Annotated in this window: 19 protein-coding genes; 9 read left to right on the top strand and 10 right to left on the bottom strand. The window is 42.7% G+C overall.

Translation table 11 applies throughout. The annotated features are described in order from the left end of the window. Positions 1 to 541 precede the first annotated feature (541 nt). Positions 542 to 2,242, top strand: a complete 1,701-nt coding sequence (locus tag ABMY41_RS14610) for a Zn-dependent hydrolase (RefSeq protein WP_062566085.1) — start codon at positions 542 to 544, stop codon at positions 2,240 to 2,242. Positions 2,243 to 2,314: 72 nt separating this feature from the next. Here the strand turns inward: ABMY41_RS14610 and ABMY41_RS14605 are convergent, their stop codons facing one another. Next, positions 2,315 to 3,064 (bottom strand): transporter substrate-binding domain-containing protein, encoded by a 750-nt coding sequence (locus tag ABMY41_RS14605; protein ID WP_251603861.1) that lies wholly within the window; start codon positions 3,062 to 3,064, stop codon positions 2,315 to 2,317. A 63-nt stretch (positions 3,065 to 3,127) separates the two neighbouring features. Next, a complete protein-coding gene (locus ABMY41_RS14600; RefSeq protein ID WP_349275209.1) occupies positions 3,128 to 3,532 on the bottom strand; it encodes an HIT domain-containing protein in 405 nt (134 codons plus the stop codon). 112 nt (positions 3,533 to 3,644) lie between these two features. On the opposite strand from ABMY41_RS14600, the gene ABMY41_RS14595 reads away from it, so the two are divergent. After that, complete coding sequence (locus ABMY41_RS14595; RefSeq protein ID WP_349275207.1) at positions 3,645 to 5,870, top strand: S9 family peptidase; 2,226 nt, start codon at positions 3,645 to 3,647, stop codon at positions 5,868 to 5,870. Positions 5,871 to 6,019: 149 nt separating this feature from the next. After that, positions 6,020 to 7,654: a methyl-accepting chemotaxis protein gene (locus ABMY41_RS14590; RefSeq protein ID WP_349275205.1), complete on the top strand. Its 1,635-nt coding sequence runs from the start codon at positions 6,020 to 6,022 to the stop codon at positions 7,652 to 7,654. A gap of 64 nt (positions 7,655 to 7,718) precedes the next feature. On the opposite strand, the gene ABMY41_RS14585 is transcribed toward ABMY41_RS14590, so the two are convergent. The 4 genes from ABMY41_RS14585 to ABMY41_RS14570 form a co-directional block, all read right to left on the bottom strand. Further along, positions 7,719 to 9,242, bottom strand: a complete 1,524-nt coding sequence (locus ABMY41_RS14585; protein WP_289098255.1) for a leucyl aminopeptidase family protein — start codon at positions 9,240 to 9,242, stop codon at positions 7,719 to 7,721. Between the two features lie 103 nt (positions 9,243 to 9,345). Beyond that, a complete protein-coding gene (locus ABMY41_RS14580; RefSeq protein ID WP_063529047.1) occupies positions 9,346 to 11,028 on the bottom strand; it encodes a carbon starvation protein A in 1,683 nt (560 codons plus the stop codon). Between the two features lie 106 nt (positions 11,029 to 11,134). Next, positions 11,135 to 12,187 carry a DNA polymerase IV gene (gene dinB / locus ABMY41_RS14575; protein WP_349275202.1) on the bottom strand — a complete coding sequence of 351 codons (1,053 nt, stop codon included), beginning with the start codon at positions 12,185 to 12,187 and terminating at the stop codon, positions 11,135 to 11,137. 61 nt (positions 12,188 to 12,248) lie between these two features. Continuing rightward, positions 12,249 to 12,455 (bottom strand): hypothetical protein, encoded by a 207-nt coding sequence (locus ABMY41_RS14570; RefSeq protein ID WP_349275201.1) that lies wholly within the window; start codon positions 12,453 to 12,455, stop codon positions 12,249 to 12,251. Positions 12,456 to 12,608: 153 nt separating this feature from the next. Between ABMY41_RS14570 and ABMY41_RS14565 the strand changes: the two genes are divergently transcribed. The 3 genes from ABMY41_RS14565 (at position 12,609) to ABMY41_RS14555 (ending at position 15,165) form a co-directional block, all read left to right on the top strand. Further along, positions 12,609 to 13,037, top strand: a complete 429-nt coding sequence (locus tag ABMY41_RS14565) for a thioesterase family protein (protein ID WP_138616064.1) — start codon at positions 12,609 to 12,611, stop codon at positions 13,035 to 13,037. 12 nt (positions 13,038 to 13,049) lie between these two features. Further along, positions 13,050 to 14,102 carry an aldo/keto reductase gene (locus tag ABMY41_RS14560; protein WP_349275199.1) on the top strand — a complete coding sequence of 351 codons (1,053 nt, stop codon included), beginning with the start codon at positions 13,050 to 13,052 and terminating at the stop codon, positions 14,100 to 14,102. A 136-nt stretch (positions 14,103 to 14,238) separates the two neighbouring features. Then, entirely contained in the window at positions 14,239 to 15,165 is a 927-nt protein-coding gene (locus ABMY41_RS14555; RefSeq protein WP_287242753.1) for an ABC transporter substrate-binding protein, read from the top strand. On the opposite strand, the gene ABMY41_RS14550 is transcribed toward ABMY41_RS14555, so the two are convergent. The 3 genes from ABMY41_RS14550 to ABMY41_RS14540 form a co-directional block, all read right to left on the bottom strand. Continuing rightward, positions 15,116 to 15,727 carry a fumarylacetoacetate hydrolase family protein gene (locus tag ABMY41_RS14550; protein WP_287242754.1) on the bottom strand — a complete coding sequence of 204 codons (612 nt, stop codon included), beginning with the start codon at positions 15,725 to 15,727 and terminating at the stop codon, positions 15,116 to 15,118. The genes ABMY41_RS14555 and ABMY41_RS14550 overlap by 50 nt on opposite strands. Before the next feature lie 105 nt (positions 15,728 to 15,832). Continuing rightward, positions 15,833 to 18,349 carry a glycoside hydrolase family 3 N-terminal domain-containing protein gene (locus ABMY41_RS14545; RefSeq protein ID WP_349275196.1) on the bottom strand — a complete coding sequence of 839 codons (2,517 nt, stop codon included), beginning with the start codon at positions 18,347 to 18,349 and terminating at the stop codon, positions 15,833 to 15,835. Positions 18,350 to 18,366: 17 nt separating this feature from the next. Further along, on the bottom strand, positions 18,367 to 19,578 hold the full coding sequence (locus ABMY41_RS14540) for a sugar MFS transporter (RefSeq protein WP_349275214.1): 1,212 nt from the start codon (positions 19,576 to 19,578) through the stop codon (positions 18,367 to 18,369). Positions 19,579 to 19,856: 278 nt separating this feature from the next. Here ABMY41_RS14540 and ABMY41_RS14535 point away from each other — a divergent pair, with 278 nt between their 5' ends. Genes ABMY41_RS14535 through ABMY41_RS14525 form a run of 3 tightly spaced genes read left to right on the top strand, consistent with a single transcriptional unit; the run spans position 19,857 to position 23,585 of the window. Further along, positions 19,857 to 21,185, top strand: coding sequence for a GH1 family beta-glucosidase (locus ABMY41_RS14535; RefSeq protein ID WP_175083264.1), 1,329 nt, complete (start codon positions 19,857 to 19,859; stop codon positions 21,183 to 21,185). A 24-nt stretch (positions 21,186 to 21,209) separates the two neighbouring features. Then, positions 21,210 to 22,541: a glycoside-pentoside-hexuronide (GPH):cation symporter gene (locus ABMY41_RS14530; RefSeq protein WP_349275194.1), complete on the top strand. Its 1,332-nt coding sequence runs from the start codon at positions 21,210 to 21,212 to the stop codon at positions 22,539 to 22,541. 21 nt (positions 22,542 to 22,562) lie between these two features. After that, on the top strand, positions 22,563 to 23,585 hold the full coding sequence (locus ABMY41_RS14525; RefSeq protein WP_251603846.1) for a LacI family DNA-binding transcriptional regulator: 1,023 nt from the start codon (positions 22,563 to 22,565) through the stop codon (positions 23,583 to 23,585). Here ABMY41_RS14525 and ABMY41_RS14520 read toward each other — a convergent pair. After that, the gene (locus tag ABMY41_RS14520; protein WP_289098247.1) at positions 23,548 to 25,515 is read right to left on the bottom strand and encodes a response regulator; all 1,968 of its coding nucleotides are present in this window, start codon (positions 25,513 to 25,515) and stop codon (positions 23,548 to 23,550) included. The two genes, ABMY41_RS14525 and ABMY41_RS14520, sit on opposite strands and share 38 nt — an antisense overlap. Between the last annotated feature and the right edge of the window lie 42 nt (positions 25,516 to 25,557).

Genomic DNA, 25,557 nt, shown 5'->3' with positions numbered 1-25,557 from the left:
TTCTTTGCTAAATCTAATCCAACTGTTGTAATATTCATCTCGGTCTCCTCGCTTTATTACTTGAATCGTTCAATTCCAAGTTTGGCACATTGCGATGCCGAAAGGGAGGAGACCATTTCATCGTTGACCTTTTGTGATTAATTTTGCAGCAGTGTGTTTGGTATTTAGGCAAGGCAGAGCCTATGTAGTGTGGTTGTTCCACATAAATAGGCGATAACGCAGCATCAATGCCAAACACGCGCTGCCCTTCAGGTTCTTCCTAGGGGCGATTAACTCTTTGTTACCTACATGGATGTAGGTAAGGGGCGTGAGCAGGACGCGGTAGCTTTGCTCGATTTTTACTTAGCCCACTAGGTTACAAATCTCGCGCCGCGATTAAATCGCCCCTAGAGTGAACAAATTTTAATCCACAAAGGTCAACACGCCCTAATAAATATTGCTTCTAGTGCTGTAAACTTGCCATATATATGTCAGGTTTGCTTTAATGCATAGACTTTTTGTTTTCTAAGCAATGACTCTCACTTTTTTAACGGGCAAAAAAATGACATTAAATAAAATTAGCCAAGCACTTATCTTATCAGGTGCTGTTTTCCTTGGTGCATGTTCTGACCAGCAAGCTACCACTTCTCAAACTAAGCCTGCTGCAGAGCAAACAAAGCAAACTACTGAACAAAACAACCCACAACTTATCAATGCTGAGAAAAGCCGCTTAGACATTTACACTGACTTTACGCTTACTTCTGATCTTAGCCACTTAAGCGATAACCAGAAGCAAATGATTGGCAAGTTAATCGATGCCTCAAAAATCATGGATGAGCTATTTTGGCGCCAAGCATTTGGTGAGAGCAAAGACGCTTTCTTAGCAAAAATTAATGATGAAAAAGTTCAGAAGTTTGCAGATATCAACTACGGCCCTTGGGATCGCTTAAACGGTGACCAAGTATTCTTGTCAGGCTATGAAGAAAAGCCTTTAGGCGCTGAATTTTACCCGAGCGATATCACAAAAGAAGAATTAAACAACGCAATCGTTGATGACAAAACCGGTCTTTACTCAGTGATCAAGCGCGATGAAAAAGGCCTTCTTTATAGCGTGGCTTACTCGGTTGAGTACGCACAAGAGCTAGAAAAAGCTGCTAATTTATTACGCGAAGCAAGTAAATTGGCTGATGATAAAGAATTTGCTAACTACCTAAGCATGCGCGCAGACGCACTAGTAAGTGATGACTTCCAACCATCTGATTTTGCGTGGATGGATATGAAAAATAACCCAATTGACGTGGTTATTGGCCCTATCGAAACCTATGAAGATCAATTATTTGGTTACCGTGCAGCGTATGAATCTTATGTATTAATTAAAGATTTAGCATGGAGCGAGCGTTTAGCTAAATTTGCCGCTTTCTTACCTGAGCTACAAAAAGGTTTACCTGTAGACGAAAAATACAAGCAAGAAGTCCCAGGCTCTGATGCTGACCTAAATGCTTATGATGTTGTTTATTACGCAGGCCACTCAAATGCAGGTAGTAAAACAATTGCTATCAACCTGCCAAATGATGAACAAGTTCAGCTAGAAAAAGGCACTCGACGTTTACAGCTTAAAAACGCAATGCGCGCTAAATTCGATAAAATCTTAGTGCCAATTTCAGAGCAGCTAATTGTTCCTGAGCAGCGTAAACACATTACCTTTGATGCTTTCTTCGCAAACACTATGTTCCACGAAGTAGCGCACGGTTTAGGTATTAAAAACACCATTACTGGTAAAGGAACTGTTCGCCAATCATTGCAAGAGCATGCAAGTGCCCTTGAAGAAGGTAAAGCGGATATCTTAGGTCTTTACATGGTTGAGCAATTACTTAAGAAAGGCGAGATCACTGACGGTACGTTAGAGGATTACTACATCACCTTTATGGCTGGTATCTTCCGCTCAGTGCGTTTTGGTGCATCAAGCGCACACGGTAAAGCGAACATGATCCGCTTTAACTTCTTCGCTGAAGAAGGTGCATTCTCTAAAAATGCTGACGGCTTATACAGCGTTAACATGGAGAAAATGAGCCAAGCAATGGAGAAACTATCTAACCTAATCCTTACTATTCAAGGTGACGGTGATTACCAAAAAGTTGATCAGCTAATCGCAACTCATGGCGACATCAAAGCTGAACTAGCTAAAGACTTAGAAAAACTAAGCCAAGCTAACATCCCTGTTGATGTTACTTTCAAACAAGGTAAAGAAGTATTAGGTCTTTAAGCCTTATTCTTCTCTAACAAAAAACGCTGCAATTGCAGCGTTTTTTGTTGCCCGAAATCGAGTAAAACACGACTAGTGTGCAACGAAGTTCAAACCATATTTGGAGTTTAGTTCTACAATATCCCCGTTGATCAGCATTTTTTGAAACTCGGCATTAAAAGCATCAATAAATTCATCGAGTTCGCGTTGTTTACTAAAGCCATAGTAGCCCTGATTAACCGTCACCGGCGGCGATAACATAATCACTTTATCTGCTATATCTAAACTGTCGATCACAGGCTTTGCAGCCCGAGGATGGGTAAGAATTAAGTCAACTCGGTTATGCATCAATTGTAAAAAGCTAGCCCGCACATTACCCACTTCAGATAGCGATAAATTTGCCTCGTTACGCTTAAATTCAGGACCATAGTTCCAACCTCGAATTGTACCAATAATATCTTTACGAAGGCTGGCAAAGTTTCCAACCCAAGTCACATCATTGTTCTTTTTGGTATATAAAACAATCGGGTCTTCGTAAAAGGGCAAGTCACTAAATTGCATATACTGCTGACGTATAATGGATTTGTAAGGACCAATAATGGCATCAGCCTGACCTTGCTCTACCATTTTTAGAGCGCGTTTTAGTGGCATGATATCAATTACCAACTCATGCCCTAAACGCCTGCAAATTTCGTGAGCAATATCGGCACCCAAGCCAACCACTGTGCCTTGTTGATCTTGCTCTAAAATGGCAGGAAAGTGGCTACCAACAAAGTAATAGCTTTTTGCAAAACAAGAAAAAGAGCTCAGAATAAGCAACACGGCAAACACTGTGTGTTTCATTTATTCCGTACCCCTTCGTGCATCATCCATTTAGCTTAGTCCAATCTTGCTAGAACAAACAGTTTAAAAATGCGCTTTTAATGCGGCAATTTGTTCGTCGCTATAAGGTACTGCTGGTAATTTACCCCAAATTGGTGTTGGCCAAGCTGCATCAGTTGTGAAACGCGCAATATGATGAACATGTAATTGCGGTACCATATTCCCTAGTGCTGCTACATTGAGTTTGTCTGGGTTGAACACCTGTTGTATTAGTTTACTCAGTTTGCCCGACTCTTGTAATAAGGTAATTTGTAGCTCTTCAGAAAGGTCGATAATCTCTTTAACGCCAGCGACTCTTGGCACTAAAATAAACCAAGGGTATTGGCTATCATTCATCAGCAATACTTTACACAGTGGCCAATCAGCAAGCTCAATGCAATCGCGTTGTAGTTCTGGGGCCAAAGAAAACGGCGTATCAGTATTTTTCATCAGTAAATCCTTTGATATTGGGTAAACAAACCCTACTTTATAGCATTTTGTTGCAGTTGCCTAAGCTTACCATTACCATCGTGGCAGTTTTTATTCGAGCGAAGGTACTCCTGTGCTAAAAAAAATTAAATCTCTCTCACTTGCTTTGCCAGTGGTGGCAACAGCATTCAGTGTGACCGCTGAACCACTCACTCTTGAACGTATTTTTGACGATCCAAGCTTAGCAGGTAAAGCGCCTGTACAACTTAAATTCTCTCCAGATGGCAGTCGTGTAACTTACCTGCAAGGTAAAACCGATGATTACAATCGCTACGACTTATGGGAATACAACTTAAAAGATAACAAAAACCGCTTATTAGTTGACTCTGCTGCACTATTTTCTGGTCCAGAAAACTTATCTGATGAAGAAAAAGCACGCCGTGAGCGCCAACGTATTTTTGGTAAAGGGATCTTAGAATATAAATGGTCAAAAGACGGTAAAGCGCTTTTATTCCCGCTTAATGGCGACCTTTACTATTATGAGCTTGCCTCAGCTAAAAGCCGTAAACTAACCGACACTGAAGCATTTGAAACCGATGCACGTTTCTCACCTAAAGGCCATTATGTGTCGTTTATTCGTGAGCAAAACCTCTACGCACTTAACTTAAAAACGGGTCAAGAAATCCAATTAAGTAAAGATGGTGGCGGCGTTATTAAAAACGGTATGGCCGAGTTTGTTGCGCAAGAAGAAATGGGTCGAATGACTGGCTACTGGTGGTCTGGTGATGAGTCTAAAATCGCTTATACCCGTGTTGATGAAAGCCCAGTAAAAGAAGCGATCCGTAATGAAATTTACGCCGATGAAGTAAAGCTATTTAATCAACGCTACCCGTTTACAGGTACCGACAACGTTAAAATTCAGTTAGGTGTTGTAAGCATCAACAATCAAAAAACTGACTGGGTTGATTTAGGCGACGATCAAGATATTTATATCGCTCGCGCAAAATGGTTAAAAGATAACAAAACACTTTCTTATCAATGGCAAGACCGCTCGCAACATAACTTAGAGTTACGTTTTTATAATAGCGACACTAAAAAACAAACCGTTGCCCTAACAGAAACCAGTGATACTTGGATTAACCTGCACTTTGATTTGCAGTTCTTAAACGATAAGAAACATTTCGTTTGGGCATCTGAGCGCGACGGTTTTAAACACCTTTATTTATACCGCACAAACGGTGAAATGATCCGTCAAATCACCCAAGGTGAATGGGTTGTTGATAGCTTAAAAGGTATCGATGAGAAAAAAGGCATCGTTTATTTTGCAGGTCGTAAAGATACAGCACTTGAGAGCCACCTTTACAGCGTACCGCTATTCAAAAAAGGCGAAATTAAACGCGTAACTGAGCTAGGTGCTTACCATAATGTGGTGATTGCTAAAGATAACAAAACCTTTATCGATAACAGCTCATCAGTGAATAAGCCTGGCTCTGCAGCATTACGTAAAATTAATGGCGAATTTATCACTTGGCTTGAAGAAAACAAGTTAGATAAGTCACACCCATTAACGCCTTACCTAGCTGATTTGATCACGCCTGAATACGGCACGTTAAAGGCTGAAGACGGACAAATCATGCATTACCGTTTATTCAAGCCAACTAATTACCAACATGGTAAAAAGCACCCAGTTATTGTTAACGTTTATGGCGGCCCTCATGCTCAGCGCGTAACGAACAGCTGGCGTAGTAAAAACTTATACTTCCAGTACATGGCACAACAAGGCTATGTTATTTTCCAACTTGATAACCGTGGTTCATACAACCGTGGTAAAAAGTTTGAAGACGTGATTTATAAGCACTTAGGTGTTGCTGAAGTGGCAGACCAAATCAAAGGTGTCGAGTTCTTACGTACCCTTGATTACGTTGACCCTGAACGTATTGGTATTTATGGCCACAGCTACGGTGGTTATATGGCGCTTATGACTATGTTTAAAGCGGGCGACTACTTCAAAGCCGGTGTTTCTGGTGCGCCAGTAACTGATTGGGCACTTTACGACACTCACTACACTGAACGTTATGTAGGTCACCCTGCAACTAACGCGAAAGGTTACGAAGCAAGTGCAGTTTTCCCATATGCCGAAGGCTTAAAAGGCCCACTGATGATTTACCACGGTATGGCAGATGATAACGTGTTATTCACTCACGCCACTAAGTTATTCAAACAACTGCAAGATCAAGAAAAGCAGTTCGAAATGATGACTTACCCGGGTTCAAAACACAGTTTACGTGGCAAGAGCGTACAAACGCACTTACACCAAACCATCACCAGTTTCTTCAACCGACACTTTAACGTGGAGTAATCACGTTTAATTTCGGTAACTTAGACTAAAGGCTGATTGTTAAATCAGCCTTTTTTTTGTCTCAATGTATTCTACTATTTAACTAGATTTTCGACCTGTTTTAGCTACGCTTAATACATTGCTCCTATGGGCATGACGAAGGAATACACATGAATTTTCGCCGTTTTACAATTTTTCAGCGCCTCGCCATGTTAGTGAGTGTGGTCGTGATAGGGCTGATATTTTTAAGCGTCTCGAGTTTAACTCAGCAATACAGCTCGCTAAAGCAAGAGCAATACATAAAAACCCAAAACCTTGTTGAGTCTGCTTACTCTATTATTGAGCATAATTATGCGTTGTTTGAGCAAGGTAAGCTGAGTGAGCAACAAGCCAAACAAGCAGCCCTCGAAACAATTTCTGCACTACGTTATGACAACAGCAATTACTTTTGGATCAACGACTATCAACCCGTGATGGTCATGCACCCATTTAAGCCCGAATTAAATGGTAAATCGCTAGCGGGCAGTAAAGATCCAGATGGCGTGTTGTTATTTGTCGATATGGTCAATATTGTCAAAAAACAAGGTAAAGGTTTTATTCCTTATAAGTGGCCAAAGCCAGGTAAAGACGAGCCGGTTGATAAAATTGCCTACGTAAAAGGCTTTGATAAATGGCAATGGATTGTTGGTTCTGGTGTCTACATTGATACCATTGAAGAGGCATTCTCTTCGCTTCGTACTCATGTCATTATCACCGCAGTGGTGATCATTGCCCTACTGGTTGCGCTAAGCTACCTAATTGCCAATAGTATTCTTCGCCCAACCCAACTTGCCGCCGACATGATGAAAGACATCTCACAAGGTGAAGGCGACTTAACCCAAAAGCTTGATGAAAATGGCAATGACGAAGTGTCTCGTTTGTCGCGCTACTTTAACTTGTACACCGCAAAAATGCGTGAGTCACTAAAACATGTTGCCCACAATGCCGAGCAAGTAAATCAGTTTGCCCATAGCGTTGATGATGCCAGTAAAACCAATCACTCCTTTATTGAGCTACAAAACGACAGCTCAACACAAGTAGCAACCGCGATGGAACAAATGACCCATCAAATTCACGATGTTAGTCAAAATGCCGACCAAGCTGAGCATGCCGCTAATGAAGCAGCGCAAAATGCTGAAGCGGGCAAGCAGGTTCTTAACAAGACTATCACCGCCATTGAGACCCTGTCGCATAATATTGAACAAGTGAGTAAGGTAACGGCGGATCTTGCCGCAGAGAGTAACAACATTGGTTCAGTACTTGATGTTATCCGAGGTATTGCTGAGCAAACCAACTTACTGGCTCTCAATGCTGCCATTGAAGCGGCCCGTGCTGGTGAACAAGGTCGAGGCTTTGCCGTAGTGGCTGACGAAGTGCGTACATTAGCAAGTCGCACAGGTAAAAGTACTGATGAAATTCAAGCCATGATCAGTAAACTACAAACAGGCGCACAAGCTGCTGTTGATGCTGTATCGGCAAGCCAACAGTTATCAACTGAAACGGTTTCACAAGCAGGTGAAGCAAATACTTCATTGAGTGAGATTGAGCGACTTGTCTCTATTATTAAAGATATGAACAGCCAAATCGCCCGCGCTACCGAGCAACAAACCAGCGCCGCAGATGAGGTTAATTTACGGATTAATGAGCTTTCACAATCAACCGAACAATCACTGTCGAATACCGAAGGACTCTCGAACGCCAGTGAAAACTTAAAGCAAAGCTCACAAGCGTTAAGTGATGTCGTTAACCGCTTCAAGCTCGACTAACACCACAAAAAAGCCCCGCACTGCAGTGCGGGGCTTTTAAAACTAAAAACTTATAGCTTTTAGCTTATAAACAATAACGAGCGAATAAGCTGCTTACTGTTGCTGCGGTAGGCTTACCATGTTGCCAATCACCGCCTTCTACGCCGCTACCTGCGATGTCCATATGAACATACGGTAATGGTTGCGCTGATTCAGTACCATGTTTATCTAAACCACCAACAATCGCTAAGAATGCCATTGGGAACTGGTGACCACGAGCTGTCACTGCAGAAGCGGCATTGTTACTTGATAATACATCGTCAGCTAACGTGCGAGGACGAATAAAGTCATAATCTTCACGGCGGCTACGAGATACTTCGGCGCCATCTGCCCATAAATCGCCTAAGTCAGCAATTTGGCGTGAAATTTTCGCTGCGCGAGCTGGACCATTTTCAACATACGCACTGTAAGGACCCATCGCACGAGCTGCGTGGCCTGTTAGTGTTGCAACAGTGAATAGCTCTGGATTTACTTCGTTTAAAGCACGATCTTTCATTTCGCTTAATAGGTCACCCATTGCTAAACGGCCTTCAGCATCTGTGTTACCGATACGAACACGCACACCTTCACGGCTGGTAATGATTTCATCAGGAACAAAACAATCAGAACCAATTGAGTTACGAACTACGGCTAAGTAAGCAATCACTTTTACGCCTTTTGGTGCAAAGTCAGCCACTGATTTCATAAAGCCAGCAACCGAAGCTGCACCGCCTTTATCGCGGCTCATACCTGCCATAAAGCCACCCACTTTAAGGTCTGCACCACCGGTATCGTAAACTAAACCTTTACCAACAAACATTAAGGTACGCTCAACGTCGCCTTCAGGCACGTATTCTAGTTTTACAACACGTGGGTGATGACGCTCAACAGCGTAAGATGCGCGCGCTACGGTGCTCATCATTGGGTAATCTTTATCGATAGTGTTGATATCTGAAATCACTTCAACAGACACCTTACTATCAGCAAATAACTCAACGCAGTAATCAGCAAAGCGAGGTGGTGCCATACGCTCAGGTTCGGTACCACATAAATCACGTGCAGCATATTGACCTGCAGCAATAGCATTAAGCGCTTTGCTCATTGCTTCATCTGCACCCACTAGGCTAATTTGGCTAATTGGTTCAATCGCTTGGCCGTGAAACTCACGTGCCTCAAGTGGTTGCCAAAGCGCTTGGCAAGCACCTAAATAAGCCACTTCAAGGGCATGCTTGTAACGGCTATCTTGATTTACGTTAGAAAGTAAAATTGCAGGCTGAGTGCTACCCGATGCTTTCGCCTCTAGTACACCTTGCTTCGCGGCATCAAAGTAACGACGTACATCATCATAATCACGGTTTAGAGGGCCTGTAGGCGCTAAAATAACGCGTTTAGAGTCAATAACAAGTAATGTCACTTGTTTGCCAATACGTGCGTCTACAGCTCGTTGAGCGCTAATAGCTTGGCTTAAGCTTGCATCTGCTAAAGAAGAAAAATCATCACCGATAATAATCAATGCATCGTGATTTGCATCCGCTAATTGCGGGGCTGCAACTGCATGAGGGTATGCCATAAAAAAGGTCCTGCTGTTAGAAACATAGGACCTTATTATCATTGATTTAGAGCGCTATTGCCAGCCAAGTAAGACAGCTTACGATATGGCTGGCAAGCTAAGTTTACTGCTCTGTAATGTGTGCTGAGTCTTTACGATGCTTAACAATCACAGACCAAGCTTCAAGCATAACCAGTACGCTCACAACCAGTACTAACAAATCAAGTGTCACCAGTAACCAGTTACCTTGTTGGTAGTACTCGCCCAGTTTAATAACCCCAGCAAAGAACGCCATAACGAGTACAAAGCTCATTGGGATCAAGGTGTATTTAGCCGGGCGATTCGCTTTAATAAGCATTACCGAGATAACCAGTAGGGTTAAGCTTGCTAAGATTTGGTTAGTCGAACCGAATAATGGCCAAATAATCATACCGCCGCTACCGTCAGCGCCACCAGCACCAAAGGCAAGCAGTAAACAGCTAAGTACTGCAATGAGTGTAGCTACAATACCATTACGAATGATGCTGATATTATAAATATCACCCCACTCTTGAATGATATAACGCTGCAAGCGTACGCCAGAGTCCATCGTAGTCCCCGCAAACAAGACCACCATTACGGCAAGTAAAGTTGATGCCACCTCTTGCGAGATACCCCAACCACTTTCAATTAAGTTAGCACCACCATTAATAAAGGCGCTCACACTACCGGCACCTAAGTGACTGTAAATTTCGTGCCATTCTTCAGGAGATACCGCAAGTGCAACACCACTTACTGCAACTAGTGTAATAAGCGCAAGCATACCTTCGCCTACTGCACCTAAGTAACCCACAAAGCGACCATCGGTTTCTTTGTTAAGCTGCTTAGAACTGGTACCTGAAGACACAATACCGTGGAAACCCGATACCGCACCACAAGCTATGGTCACAAATAGCAATGGAATTATACTTGGTGTATCAACCGCCGTTTGAGTATTAAACGCAGGCGCTGTGATATCCGGCATTGACACAAAAACCGCACCATATAGTAAAACTAAACCAACCAATAACTGCATACCGTTAATGAAGTCGCGTGGCTGTAAAAGCATCCATACTGGCAATAATGAAGCAATGGCTGCATAGATAAATAAGATGATGATCCAGTTCGCATTCGCACTTAAGCCAAACATTTCATCAGGTAATGAAATCGGCATGCCACTACCAAGGTAAATGGTGTAATAAAGAATTCCCACACCAATTAAACAAAGCGGAATTAACGACACTTTACGGCGTAGCAACTGACCAATAACTAAGGCCACGACAATCGCTGACCAAGCTGGGAATACCGCGTTGGGTTGCGATACAAATGACTTGGCAATCACCACACCAAATACCGCATTCACCATCAGTAGTACTAAGAACACCACAATCATAAATAATGCACGGGTGCGTTTACCAATTACACTTTCAGATAAAGCGCCCATTGATTTGCCTTTGTTACGCGCACTGGCCCATAGAGCGCCCATGTCGTGAACACCAGCAAAAAAGATAGTACCAAATACTACCCACAGTACCGCAGGCACCCAGCCCCAGTATACGGCAATGGCAGGGCCAACAATTGGCGCAGCACCTGCGACAGAGGTGAAATGGTGGCCCCATAACACAACTTTGTTAGTTGGCACATAATCCACACCATCCTCAAGTTCATGAGCTGGTGTGACAAAATTATCATCCATTTTAAATATTTTTTCGGCGATGAATTTCGAATAAAAGAACCATCCGAACAACATACCGACTATTCCGAGCAGCACGATTACGACCGATTGCATAGTCATCTCTCTTATTAAGTTATAATGTTGTCTAAGGTGTTGAACTAGGCAGGCCTAACACCCCAACTAGACACTAACAAACTTTCAAGCACCAAGGTGTTAACCTTTAGTCTAATATACTCAGCTGAAAATGCTCGTGAGCCTGACTCTTTATTCCGACACCTATTCCTAACAGGCGTACTGGCTGGTTGTTACCTCGCTCATAAGCTTTACTCATTAACTCAGCAAAAATGCGTTCGTCTAATTGATGGTGGCTTTGATCGGCACTGGTCACGACAAAATTGGCAAACTTGACCTTCACCGATAATTTATTGATGCGGTTGTTTAATTGTTGTTTATCAAGACGACGAGTTAATTCATCCATCAAGCGGGGTAACTGACTTAGACACTCATCTAAGTTATTTTTATTGTATTCATAGGTGTGCTCAACACTGAGTGACTTTCGTACTCGCTCAGTTGACACTTTGCCAACGTACTCGCCTGCACACTTTTGATATAAAGACACGCCAAAATTACCAATGTGCTGCTGCATCCAATTAACCCCTTTCGCACGCACATCAGCCCCTGTGTAAAGCCCTTTAAGTTGCAGCTTTTCTAATGTCACCTTGCCTACGCCAGGAATTTTGCCAAGCGGTAAACTCGCCAAAAAGTCATCAACTTGATCGGGCAATACCACAAACTGACCATTAGGCTTGTTTTCATCGCTGGCAATTTTGGCAATAAACTTAATTGGCGCGACGCCCGCTGAGGCCGTTAGTCCGGTGGTGTCATAGATTTCTTGGCGGATTTGCTGAGCCATGAGTGTTGCACTGCCTTTGCACGCAGCACTGTCGGTTACATCAAGGTAGGCTTCATCTAACGATAACGGCTCAATAAGGTCGGTGTACTTTGCAAAAATGGCGCGAATTTGCGTGGAGATTTTTTTATAAACCTGCATTCGTCCGGGCATGATAACCAGATCGGGGCACAGTTGTTTGGCGTGATAGTTCGACATCGCCGAGCGCACACCATATTTACGGGCAATATAATTAGCAGTTGAAAGCACCCCGCGACGACTATTACCACCTATAGCCAGTGGCACATTGGCAAGCGCGGGGTTATCACGCATCTCAACGGCTGCATAAAAGCAGTCCATATCGATGTGAATGAATTTTTTCATCAGGAATACAATAACTGTTCATATATACAGTTATTATATTTAAACTTCCTGAGAGTGCAAGCTAAGAGGTTTGGCTTTTTTGTTGGTTTGGTTTTTTACGGCTAATAAGCCGTAAACCAAATAACCAAAACGCGGCTTCTAATAACAAGCCCACGACAATTAAAGCGATAAATCCTGACATTGTGCCCATGCTATAACAGAGCAAAGCTAGAGCTAGCAAGATGAAAAGTGCAATCCACTTTATCACCCTCAAGGTTAGTTGCTGCATAATTAAGGTCCTTTAATGTGTGTTCATTTTGCTCACACTTTACGTAAGCGTGAACTTATAAATCTAGCACAATCTACTGAGCTTTCTAATTTCCTTGAGCTAAAAGCAGCATATTGCTAACCTAAGATTTCTCACAATCAACGAAGATTTACTATGCAATCGTTTATAGAACAACACCCTATCAGAACAAAAATTAATGTTGCATGGGGCGAAATGGATGCCCTGCAGCACGTCAATAATGTGGTGTATTTTCGCTACTTTGAAACAGCCCGTATCGATTTTTTTACTCAACTCGGCTTTCTTAAAGATTTACAAGTAACAGGTGTGGGTCCGGTGATCAGCGAAAACAACGCCCGCTATAAACGCCCGGTGACATTTCCTGATACTGTGCATGTTGGTGTAAAGATTAGTGACATTGAACACGATCGTTTTATGATGCATTACACTGTATTTAGTGAAAGCCAAGACGCAGTAACAACCATTGGCTCATCACAAGTGGTTATGTTTAATTTTAAAACGGGTAAAAAAGCGCAGTTAAATGATGAGTTATTAACTGCACTTAGAGCCCATTCTAGCGATTAACAAGGATCTATTATGCTTTATAGCCCACTTGGTCGAAGTGGTATTGATGTATCTCGTGTCTGCTTAGGTAGCATGACATGGGGTATGCAAAACAACCAAGCCGATGCCGATGAACAAATCGCCTACGCATTAGATAAAGGCGTTAACTTTATTGATACCGCCGAAATGTATGCCGTTCCACCTTCTCCAGACACCTACGGTAAAACAGAAGAGATCATCGGCAATTGGTTAGCGCGTAATAAAGACAAACGCGATGATCTTGTCATTGCCACTAAAATTGCGGGTAACGGCTTACCTTGGGTACGCGATGCAGGCGATATTACTCGCCAAGCAGTGGTTGAAGCCGTTAATGCATCTCTTAAGCGCTTACAAACTGATGTTATCGATTTATACCAATTACATTGGCCTAACCGTACATCACCGCACTTTGGTAAACAATGGCCAGGTAAAGTGTGCTTCTCTGAGGCTGACACTGAGCAAAATATCGCTGGCATGTTAGATATTCTTGAAGGTCTGAATGACTGTATCAAGGCTGGTAAAATTAAGCACTGTGGTTTATCAGACGATACACCTTGGGGCATCAGCCAGTACTTACGCTTAAGTGAGCAGCATAACCTTCCGCGCATGGTATCGATTCAAAACGAATTTAGTTTATTGCACGCCAAAGATTGGCCGTATTTAATTGAACAATGTATTCATGAAGATATTGCTTACCTACCTTGGTCACCACTAGGTGGCGGCATGCTAAGTGGTAAGTACTTAAATGGTGCCCGCCCTGAAGGTAGTCGTTGGACGCTAGTGCAACGTAATGGCTTATTTAGAGACACAGCACAATCACGGGCTGCGATTGCTGAATATGTTGAAATTGCTAACGCCTTGAATTTAACACCTTCACAACTTGCATTGGCTTGGTGTGATCAAGTGGATGGCGTAAGCTCAACGATTATAGGTGCAACCTCAATGGCGCAGTTAAAAGAAAATATCGATGCTTTCTCGGTGCAATTAAGCGATGAAGCTAACGATAAAATCGCTGATGTATTTACCCGCTATCCTATGCCTTTCTAAGCAATTATTTGCATTAGTATAAGCCTGTTACCTGACAGGCTTATTAATACTTATTCATCATTTTTATACTCTACCTACAACTTTACCTATACTTTAGTGTATAGTTATTCATAGTGTTTCACTATATAGGTTGTTAATGAGTAAATACATAAAACAAGTAGTATGCGTAGTTGCAGGGGTATTACTTGCTCCCATTACTCATGCCTCCGACAAGCTCTCTATTACCTGGCTTGAAAATGATGGTAAGCCTTTCTATATCGAGAAAAGTAACGCTAACCCCCATGGTGGGCTATGCAATGAAATTACCGATATGTTGATTGAAGCATTACCTGACATTAACCACAGCAAAGTGATGTTGCCGCAAAAACGTGGCAGTAAATATCTCAGTGACGGACAAATGGCATGCTATGCATGTATGATCCATCGTGATAAAAAAACCAACCGTGCTACTTACTCAATCCCAACCACAGTGTACCCCCCGTTTAGCGTATTAAGTACCGAAGAAAAAATACTAAAAATTAAGCAAAAACACGGTAATCCTGTATCACTGATTTCTTTATTCACAGATGCCAACTTTATTTATGGTCAAAACGATGCACGTAAATTTGGCAGTAAATTGGATAAGATAGCGAAAAATACCAAGCTTTACGAAAGTGCAGCACTAAGTGGTAATGGCAGTAGTCCAAATTTTGCTTTGCTATCACAGTTAGAGCATGGCTACATTGATTACACAATTGATTACCCATTTGTAGCTGATTATTACAACCAACAACACCAAAAGAATATTCAAAAGCTTACTATTGTAAACCCAGCCCAGAATGTGGTTTTTGGTGCCATAGGCTGCTCGACAAGCGCACCTAATAATTATGCCGAAAAAGTGCTAGCAGAAATTAATGAAGCGCTGAAAAACAAGGTATTGCCAAGCGAGAGATATCAGCAAAGTCAACGAGTTTGGCTCGAACAAAGCTTTCCTGAGTTTTCAACATATTATCAGCGCTACATTATAGAACCGCTTAAAGAGCCTGCCACTGATGAGATAGCAACGCCTGCTGACCATCCATAAGTGTTACCACAAAGGTTGAATTAGCGACAACCTTCCCTACACCTTCAGGCGTGCCTGTCATAATGATGTCGCCATCTTCCAGGTCCATAAATTCACTGATTTCAGCTAAGATTTGCTCTGCGTTATGCAGCATTAACTTTGTATCGCCTAGTTGAGTGTCTTTATCATCAATCTTTAGACTAAATTGATAATGTAAGTTGGAATTAACAGCAACAAACTCAGTAAAAAGCGCTGAACCATTAAATGCTTTTGCGCGCTCCCAGGGGAGGCCTTTTTCTTTAAGCGTGCTTTGTAGGTCTCGCTTGGTTAAATCAAGCCCAAGCCCAACCGCAGCCAGTTGCTTATTTTTAACTAAAAAACAAAGCTCTGTTTCGTAATGTAAAGTCTCACCTAAGTGTTCACTATTGAGGGAATCGGTGATCGCACTATTTGGTTTTGCAAACAGCACCATATTTGTAGGCGTTTCGTTGTTAAGCTCTGCAATATGCGCTGCATAATTGCGGCCAACACAAATGATTTTACTAGGTAAAAACGTTTTATCTGCAAATCTAACCTTATGCATTATTCCTCCGTTAAGTAATTTATACCAAATAATGGCTTTACATAAAAAAGGCTAACAGATGCGACACCAACTGTTAGCCATGAGGAACATTAAGGGAGAAAAAAGTTAGTTGCAAGAAATAGCAGTATCGTTTTTCTTCGAGGTTGTCACATTCAATTTAGCAATCGATACCTGCCATGCACCTTCAGTGGCTAGCTGCCAAGGTGAGAACACTTGTCCAAGTTGCACACCTTGCTCAGCAAAGCAGCTCAAATCGATTGTCAGGGTTTGCCAATCACTTGCTGCTTTAACCTGTTTGCTAATATCAAATTGACCGTCACAGTTTTCACCACATTGCATACCCAGCATCAGCGGCGCATCAGCAGCTTGGTCTACCTTAATTTGCATTTCTAACTGCCCCGCTTTTTCAACGTATGAACGAAGATCCGACGGGAACGCAGCCATTAAACGAACCGCAGCCGCTTCTTTACCGTTAAAGCTGATTGCGCGCGCATCTTCTTGTACATCTTTATCAAAGGTTTTTACGCTAACAGCGTTAAGTGCTGCACGACTACTAGTCATGGCTTGGAGCTCAGAACCACTTTGTAGTTGCAGTGACCATGGCGCTTTTACGGCGCGCTCAAATAGTACTAAGTCTTCTAATTTAGCGGCGACTTGTGATTTTTCGCTTAAGTCATCTGCTAATGTGTTTTTATCTTGGTAAGTTAAACCAAAGCCATAAGGCAGCAGTGGCGCGTAATCTTTATCGCCACGGTTTTGGTTACCTACAGGGTTGTTTGGCCATGAGAACGATAACTTACCTTTAAAGTCATGATTGATAGAACCATCTTGCTCTTTAAAGATAACATCGCTGATTGCATCACCTTCACTACCTGGTAACCAAGTTGCGACAAAGGCATCACTGGCATTGAGCTCTGCATTCACCCACATTGGGCGGCCACTAATAAATAGCGACACCACAGGAATACCGGCATCTTTTAGCTTTTTAAGTAAGGCTAAATCAGTTTTATTACCGCGTTGGTATTCAAGATTATCTAAATCACCATTCCCTTCTGCATACGGTTGCTCACCAAATACAACAATCGCAACATCTGGCTTAGCTTCAAATTCGCCATTTATATTGTATTGAACCTGACCACCGGCTTGCTCAACCGTATTTTTGATGCCATCAAAAATTGAAGAACCACCCGGGAAGTCGCTATTCTCGTTACCTGTACCCTGCCATGTGATTGTCCAACCACCTGACTGCATACCAATGTTATCAGCGCCCTGACCGGCAACTAATACGTTTGAGCTTGGTGCGAGCGGTAACAATTGTTGTTTATTTTTCAGAAGAACCAGTGATTCACGCACTGCCTGCTTTGCAACTGCGCGATGCTCCGCACTGCCAATGATCTCTGTTTTACCTGAAAGCGGACGCTTAGCAGGGCTTGGCTTATCAAACAAACCTGCGCGCATTTTCACACGTAAAATACGTGTTACAGCATCATCGATGCGACTTTGCGCAATTTCGCCACTTTTAACTTGTTTGATAAGGTTTTCGTAAAGAGGTTTCCATGCATCTGTTGGCACCATGTACACATCAAGACCGGCATTTGCTGCTTGTGCACAGTTGCCATTAGTACAACCTGGAATTTGGCCGTGACCGTTCCAATCACCAACTACAAAACCATCAAAGCCCATTTTGCCTTTTAGTACGTCAGTAAGTAGGTATTTGCTACCGTGAATTTTTTCACCATTCCAGCTATTAAATGACGCCATTACAGTTTGTGCGCCAGCACCTAAGCCGCCCACATACCCTTGCGCATGAATATCAAATAACTCTTGCTCAGATGCTGTGTTATTACCTTGGTCATCACCGCCTTCGGTACCGCCATCACCTAAAAAGTGTTTAACGGTACTGATCACGCGCTTATCTGATAAAAAGTCGTCATCAACCGCACCTTGCAACCCTTTAACAATGGCTGCTGAATATGCTTTCACAATTTCAGGATCTTCAGAATAACCTTCATAAGTACGGCCCCAACGGTCGTCACGAACAACCGCAACCGTAGGCGCGAATACCCAATCGATGCCTGTTACCATCACTTCTTGCGCAGTAGCGGCGGCAATTTTTTCGATTAACTCAGGGTTGTTTGTTGCACCTAAACCAATGTTATGAGGGAATAGTGTCGCACCAATAACATTATTGTGACCATGCACGGCATCGGTGCCCCACATAGTCGGAATTGAGCTGCCATCAAGCGAGTCATCAATTGAGGCTTGATACATTTTTTCAGCAAGATCAATCCAATCTGCGGCACTGGCATGTTTATCATTATTTGGGAATGCACCACCGCCATTAAGGTAAGAACCAAAGCCGTATTTGCGCATATCTTCAACGGTAATATCGCGAATTTCTGGCTGGATCATTTGCGCAATTTTTTGCTCAAGGGTCATATTTGCCAGCATTTTCGCAATTTTTGCTTCCATTTCTGGATTTGCAGCAATGCCCGTTTCGATGTTTGGCCAAATTTCTTGCTCAGCGCTCACGTTTGCCACCTTATCTTGCCCAGAGCAAGCTGTCATGCTGGCGCCTGCCATCATTAACGAGAAGAGTGTGAATGTTTTTTTCAATTTCATTTTTACACCTATGAAGATTACTGAGTCTGAGTCGATACTTTTGAGCCAACCAGCGCAAAGTAAGTAATGTATAAATAACATGCGATAGGTAAAAACAACGCCATTTGCACGCCAATAGAATCTGCTAACACACCTTGTAGTAATGGAATAATCGCACCACCTACAATCGCTAAACATAAAATGCCTGAGCCTTTTGATGTATACTTACCAAGGCCATGTAGAGCAAGGCTGAAAATGGTTGGGAACATAATAGAGTTACATAACCCCACAAGTAAAATTGCCCACATAGCAAGGCTTCCCTCACCTGTCATGGCAATAACAACCAGCAGTACTGCTAATAAGCCGTGGCACGCCAGTACCTTACCGGCATTAAACTTTTGCATTACAGCAGCACCAATGAAACGGCCAACCATAGCACCTGCAAAATAGTAGCTAATATAATGCGCTGCTTCATTTTCAGGTAAACCAGCAATGTTATCTAGGGTCAAAAAGCCTACTAAGAAGCTGCCAATCGCTACCTCTGCGCCTACATACACAAAGATACCTACAGCACCTAAAATAAGGTGGCGGTAACGCCAAACACTGCCTAAATCAACAAAGTCTTCTAAGTCTTGATGTGCCGCTTCGCTATCACTTTCTTTACCTAGTTTTGGCAGTTTTAAAAATGCAAAGATAACCGCAAGTACCAATAAGCTTAACGATAACATTAAATAAGGGAGTTTCACTTCTTCTGCCGTTGCTTGGCTAATTTCAGATAGAATTAACCAACCACCAAAAATTGGCGCGACTGTTGTTCCTAAAGAATTAAACGCTTGTGTCATAGTCAAACGCGAAGACGCTGTTTTTTGTGGACCAAGAACACTTACATAAGGGTTGGCAGATACTTGTAAAATAGTGATGCCCGAGGCCAGTACAAACAAGGCCAGTAAGAATAACTCATACACATGAGCAACCGCAGCTGGGTAAAACAGCGCACAACCAATGGCTGCAACCACTAAGCCGACAACAATACCAAACTGGTAACCAATACGACTGACCAACTTGCCTGCCGGAATCGACATCACAAAATACGCACCAAAGAAGCAAAACTGTATGAGCATAGCCTGCGTATAGTTAAGTGAAAACATGCCTTTTAAGTAAGGGATTAATATGTCATTAAGACAAGTGATGAATCCCCACATAAAAAATAATGTGGTCAATGATGCCAGCGCAAAATGCTGCTTTGGCATATCTGCTTGGCCTGCTGCAGCCGAAACAGGAGTTGATACATGAGCCATAATTTTCTTCTCTAGTTAATTATATTTATCAGTTTGTTACAGCAAACTCTGGTACTTAATCACTAACAACAAATAGCGAAAAATGTTGCAACATTAAATGTAAGCGCTTACATTTATAGCATATAAATCATATTTAGCAATTTATTTGCAGAAAAAATGTAAGCGCTTACAGCCGAGTCAAAGCTCTAAATATTCAAGCCTTACACTAACCCAAAGGACGAGTATTAACTGTGTATAAATCAATCTCACTGTTACCAGATTCGGCTTTGCTCAAGCCCGAATTCACTTTTGGGGTGGCAACAGCCTCATTTCAGATTGAAGGGGCACGCGATAAGCGCCTCGATTGTATTTGGGATACATTTTGCGAAAAGCCTGGCACCATTGCAGATAACAGCCATGGCGATGTAGCTTGTGATCATGTTGCACGCTGGCAGCAAGATATCGAGATGATTGCAGATTTGGCTGTCGATGCTTACCGCTTATCTATTTCGTGGCCGAGAGTCATGCAACAAGATGGCTCGGTTAACGAGCAAGGTATGGCGTTTTATGTTCAGCTATTATCGGCGTTAAAAGCACGTAATATTAAGACCTACGTCACCTTATATCACTGGGATTTACCCCAATACCTTGAAGATAATGGCGGTTGGTTAAATCGCGAGACAGCCTATAAATTTAAAGACTATGCCGAACTTGTTACTCAACACCTTGGTCACTTAGTTGATTCATTCGCCACCTTGAACGAGCCATTTTGTAGTGCCTACTTAGGTTATGAAGTGGGTGTACATGCACCTGGCATTAAATCGCAACAAGCTGGCCGACAAGCTGCGCACCACTTACTGCTTGCCCACGGTCTTGCAATGCAAGTATTACGTAAAAACTGCCCGGATACAGAAGCGGGTATCGTATTAAACTTCAGCCCGACCTACCCTTTAACCGCCGATGATAAAAAAGCCGCTGAGCTTGCTGATCAATACCATAATCAATGGTATATCAAAGCGGTTTTAGAAGGTGCTTACCCATCTTTACTGGATGATTTAGCTGATGCAGTTAAGCCAACTATTATTGCTGGCGATATGGCGATTATTAGCCAAGCTGTCGACTTTATTGGCGTTAACTACTATACCCGCATACACTACAGAAATACCGCTGATAACTGGTTTGAAGAAGCAAACCTTACAGATGTTCGTGTTACCGATATGGGCTGGGAAGTTTACCCACAAGGTTTAACTGAACTTTTGGTATCACTTCATCAGCAATATGATTTGCCAAAAATGTATATTACCGAAAATGGCGCAGCCATGGCCGACACACTAGAAAACGGTGAAGTGAACGACATCGAGCGGGTAGATTATTATCATACTCATTTAAATGCAGTGTGTGATGCAATTCGCCAAGGCGTTGATATTCAAGGCTACTTTGCGTGGAGCTTAATGGACAACTTTGAATGGGCGTATGGCTACGAAAAGCGCTTTGGGTTAGTTTATATTGATTATCAAAGCCAACAACGCATTTTAAAAGAAAGCGCAAAACAATATCGCGCGCTACTCAAACAGCGATAAAAATAACAACAATCGAGAACACACATGCTGACAAAAAGAGAAAAAATAGCCTACGGATTAGGCGACACAGCAAGTAATATCATCTTTCAAACGGTGATGTTATTTTTAACTTTTTTCTATACTGATATCTTTGGTATTTCACCCGCGATTGTTGGCACCTTGTTTTTGGTGGTGAGAGTCGTTGATGCAATTACCGACCCATTAATGGGAGCTTTAACTGATTCAACCCGCACTAAGTGGGGAAGCTATCGTCCCTACTTACTCTGGCTTGCTTTACCATTTGGGGTGATCAGCATGATCACCTTCACCACGCCAGACCTGCCTGAGTCAGGCAAAGTCATTTACGCGTTTGTCACTTACACTTTGCTAATGCTGGTTTACACCGCGATTAATATTCCTTACTCAGCCTTAGGTGGGGTATTAAGTGGCGACCCGAAAGAGCGAGTATCCATTCAATCTTATCGCTTTGTGTTTGGTATGCTGGGCGGCTTAATTGTCAGTGCCTGTACTTTGCCTTTGGTAAACTGGCTTGGCAAAGGTAATAACGCTACGGGCTACCAACTCACTATGGCCCTGATGAGCGGCTTAGGTGTGATCTTATTTCTAATTTGTTTTCGCTTTACCAAAGAGCGCGTAGCAGCTCATAACAGCTCATCGTTGAGCTGGAAAACCCGCATGAATACGCTATGGCAAAATGGCCCATTTAAAGTATTGTGCTTTGCCGCATTTATGCTGTTAACCAGTATGGTACTGCGCACCACCCTTGCCATTTACTATGTAAAATATGTGCTTGGTGAAGCAGAGCTAGTCACCTACTTTGTTACCATCGGCATGATAGGTAATATTTTGGGCTGCGCATGTGCAAACCCACTCAGCAAACGTGTTGATAAGAAAACCGCCTATATTCGTTTGCAATATATCTCTGCGGCAATTAGTTGCGTGGCATTTTGGTTGCCGGGCGAACAGCTGATACTTGCCTTTGCGGTGTACTTTTTATGGTGTTTCTTCACGCAAATGGCAACCCCGCTACTGTGGGCAAAAATGGCCGACACCATAGATTACGGGCAATGGAAAACCGGTGAAAGGCTAACAGGCCTAGTCTACGCAAGCGTGGTCTTTTTTATTAAGCTTGGTCTTGCCCTTGGCGGTGCCATTGCAGGTTGGTTACTGGCATTTTATGGCTATGAAGCTAATACCGAACTCAGTGAAAACACGCTTTCGGGTATCTTAATTTCATTTACCCTTTATCCAGCAATAGGTAGTATGCTTGTCGCATTTATCATGAAAAGGTATATTCTGGATAACCAAACAGTTGAGCAGATCAGTGCCGATTTATCGTTAAAGCAGCATCCATAATTTTGTATAAAAAGGAATAATATGGCCACCATTTACGAGGTGTCGAAACTTGCAGGTGTTTCTCTTGCAACCGTTTCACGAGTAATGAACAACAATGCAAATGTCAGTGATGCAACTCGTAAAAAGGTCACTGCCGCAATGGATGAGCTTGGCTATAGACCTAACTCAATTGCTCAGTCATTAGCATCAAATTGCTCGAACAGTGTTGGCCTACTGGTCTCTGAATTACAAGGTCCGTTTTATGGGCCTATGATGAGTGGCATTGAAAATACCTTTCGTAATCAAGGCAAACATCTGATTATTGCTGCGGGTCACAGTGATGAAGAACGCGAAAAACAAGGGATTGAATTTTTAATTAGCCGTAACTGCGATGGCCTTATTTTGCATGTTGAAGCAGTCAGCGACGACTACCTTATAAAACTCAGTAAAGGCCGTACGCCATTTGTTTTGATCAACCGCTATATCAGCGAACTCAGTGACCGCTGTATTTTGCTAAACAACATTAAAGGTGGCTATTTAGCGGCGAAGCATGTGTTAGAGCAAGGTCATAAAAATATTGCCTACATCAGCGGGCCGCTTTGGAAACAAGATGCCAAAGACCGTCTAGAAGGACATAAACAGGCCCTTGCTGAGTTTAATCTTGAGTTTGATGAAAATCTATTATTCCAAGGTGACTTCATGGAAGCGAGTGGTTACGAAGGTTTAAAAGCACTTCATCAACAAACGCATCCATTCACAGCGCTCATCTGTGCCAATGATGAAATGGCTGTAGGCGCCATGGCTAGCGCGCGGGATTTAGGGTTAACTTTACCTAAGCAATTGTCGATTATGGGTTACGATAACGTATTTTTCACCCGTCACGTTTACCCACAATTGAGCACCGTTAATTACCCAATAGATGAGATGGGTCGCATGGCAGCAGATTGGGTGTTAAATCATGTTTATCAAAAACAAACCCCACCACTACAAACGCTATTTGAACCAGAGCTTATAATAAGGCATTCAATTAGCCGCCAATCAGCTCAGATAACAAGCCAAGGTTAATCGGCTTTAATAACACTTGTTCAATCTCAAGTTGTTCAATTTTTTCTGGCTCTGGCTCTGCGCCACTAACAATGACTAGATTTAAGTCAGGGTGGCGCTGTTTTATTTCATGGGCTAAATCAAGCCCTTCGCCATCAGGCAAATGCATATCGAGTAACACTTTAGCAAAGTTTTGATCGTCACTCAGGGTCGCAAGACACGCAGCACAACTTGGTGCTATAACAGTTTCAACACCTAAACTTTCAAGCAATAATTGAGTGATTTGCGCTGCATCACCGTCGTCCTCAACCAATAAATAGCGCGTACTCTGTAAGGTCACTTCAGGGCTGTCGTCTTGCTCAACTACTGGTTCTGTATTGCCTTCGCAAATGTAATGATTGAGCACTTGGTAAAGCAACCCAGAATCAACCGGTTTTGCAATCATATCGTTAAAGCCAAGCGCACTTAACTCAGTTTTCACCCCTTTCATGGTGGCAGCTGTAAGCGCGATGATTGGTCCTTGATAACCCATTTTACGAAGCTCAATAGTGGCTTCTTTGCCGCCCATAACCGGCATATGCAAATCAATAAATACAATATCAAAAGGCTTACCCGCTTGCTCGGCACTGGCTACTTTTTCAATTGCTTGTTTACCGTGCTCGGCATAATCCACTTCTGCGCCAGTGCTGGTGATCATATGGCCAACGAGATTACGTAAATCTTTTAGGTCGTCGACCACCAACACTCGCCCAGTGGTTTTTAACGTTGCTAGTTTTTGCTGGCAATCGGGGTTTGAATCAAAGCGCAGCACTTGACGTTCAATATCTCGAATATTGCCAGGGTAAATCGAAAGGGTAAATTCAGAGCCCACGCCTTGCGTTGATTCAAGTTCAATAGAACCTTGCATACGACTAAGTAACTCTGAACAAATAGCAAGCCCCAACCCTGCTCCACCGACATCTCGTGATTCTACATCAGCAATTTGTTCAAATGGCTTAAAGATCAATGCTTGTTTTTCGGCTGGAATACCAAGGCCTGTATCTTTAATACTAAAAAACAGCATTTCTCGTTCATTAACCCAAGCAGTCCAAGCTCGCACTGTGATCTCGCCTTGGTTGGTAAACTTGATTGCATTGTTGATGATGTTAATTAGGATTTGGCGTAACCGAGTAGCGTCTGTGTTTATAACTAAAGGCAGAGCTTGCTGCGACTCAAACTTAAGCGATAAGCCTTTATCAAGCGCAGAAACGCGCATTAAGGTATAAACGTCAGCCATTAGGCTATCTAAGTTAACATCACTGCAATTGAGCTCCAGTTTATCGGCAGCAATCTTTGATAGGTCAAGCACATCATTGAGTAAACTCAGTAAGTGTTTGCCATTTCGGTAAATCACACCCAACTCATTTTGAGCATGCTGGTTCTTACCGCTTTGCATGAGTAACTCTGTGTAACCCAAGATAGAAGACAGAGGAGTGCGTAGCTCATGGCTTAAATGGGCCAGAAAGCGGTCTTTAGAGCGGTTTTCTGCTTCTGCTTTTAAACGCTCAACACGCTCATCTTCAACATCTCGGCGGGCTAACGCGTAACGTATAGCACGAGCAAAACGCCCGGTGCTCATTTCATTTTTAACGAGATAATCAACAGCTCCGGCATCGAGCGCCGCAGAATCGAGGGCTTCATCTGATTGCCCGGTTAGCATGATAATAGGGCCGCGAAAGCCATTCGCCACGGCCCGTTTTAGCACTTCTAAACCATCAGAGGCACCTAAACGATAATCTAACAAACAAATATCATGCTTGTTTTCGCTAAGCACACTAATGGCCTGCTCAGGGCAACTTAACCACTCAACATCGAATGTATGGGAACCTAATTGGTCTAGGTAGTCGCAAGTAAGAATATAATCGTCTTCGTCGTCTTCTACTAAGAGTAATCGGGTTACCTTGTCTAACATTCTTATTCCTTATTCCAATTTGCTTAATTAAGTATTTATGCG

The sequence above is a fragment of the Pseudoalteromonas sp. BZA4 genome, assembly GCF_040104395.1.
Taxonomy (GTDB): Bacteria; Pseudomonadota; Gammaproteobacteria; order Enterobacterales; family Alteromonadaceae; genus Pseudoalteromonas.
The sequence above is the reverse complement of the archived record's forward strand: the minus strand, read 5'-3'. Positions and strand labels throughout refer to the sequence as shown.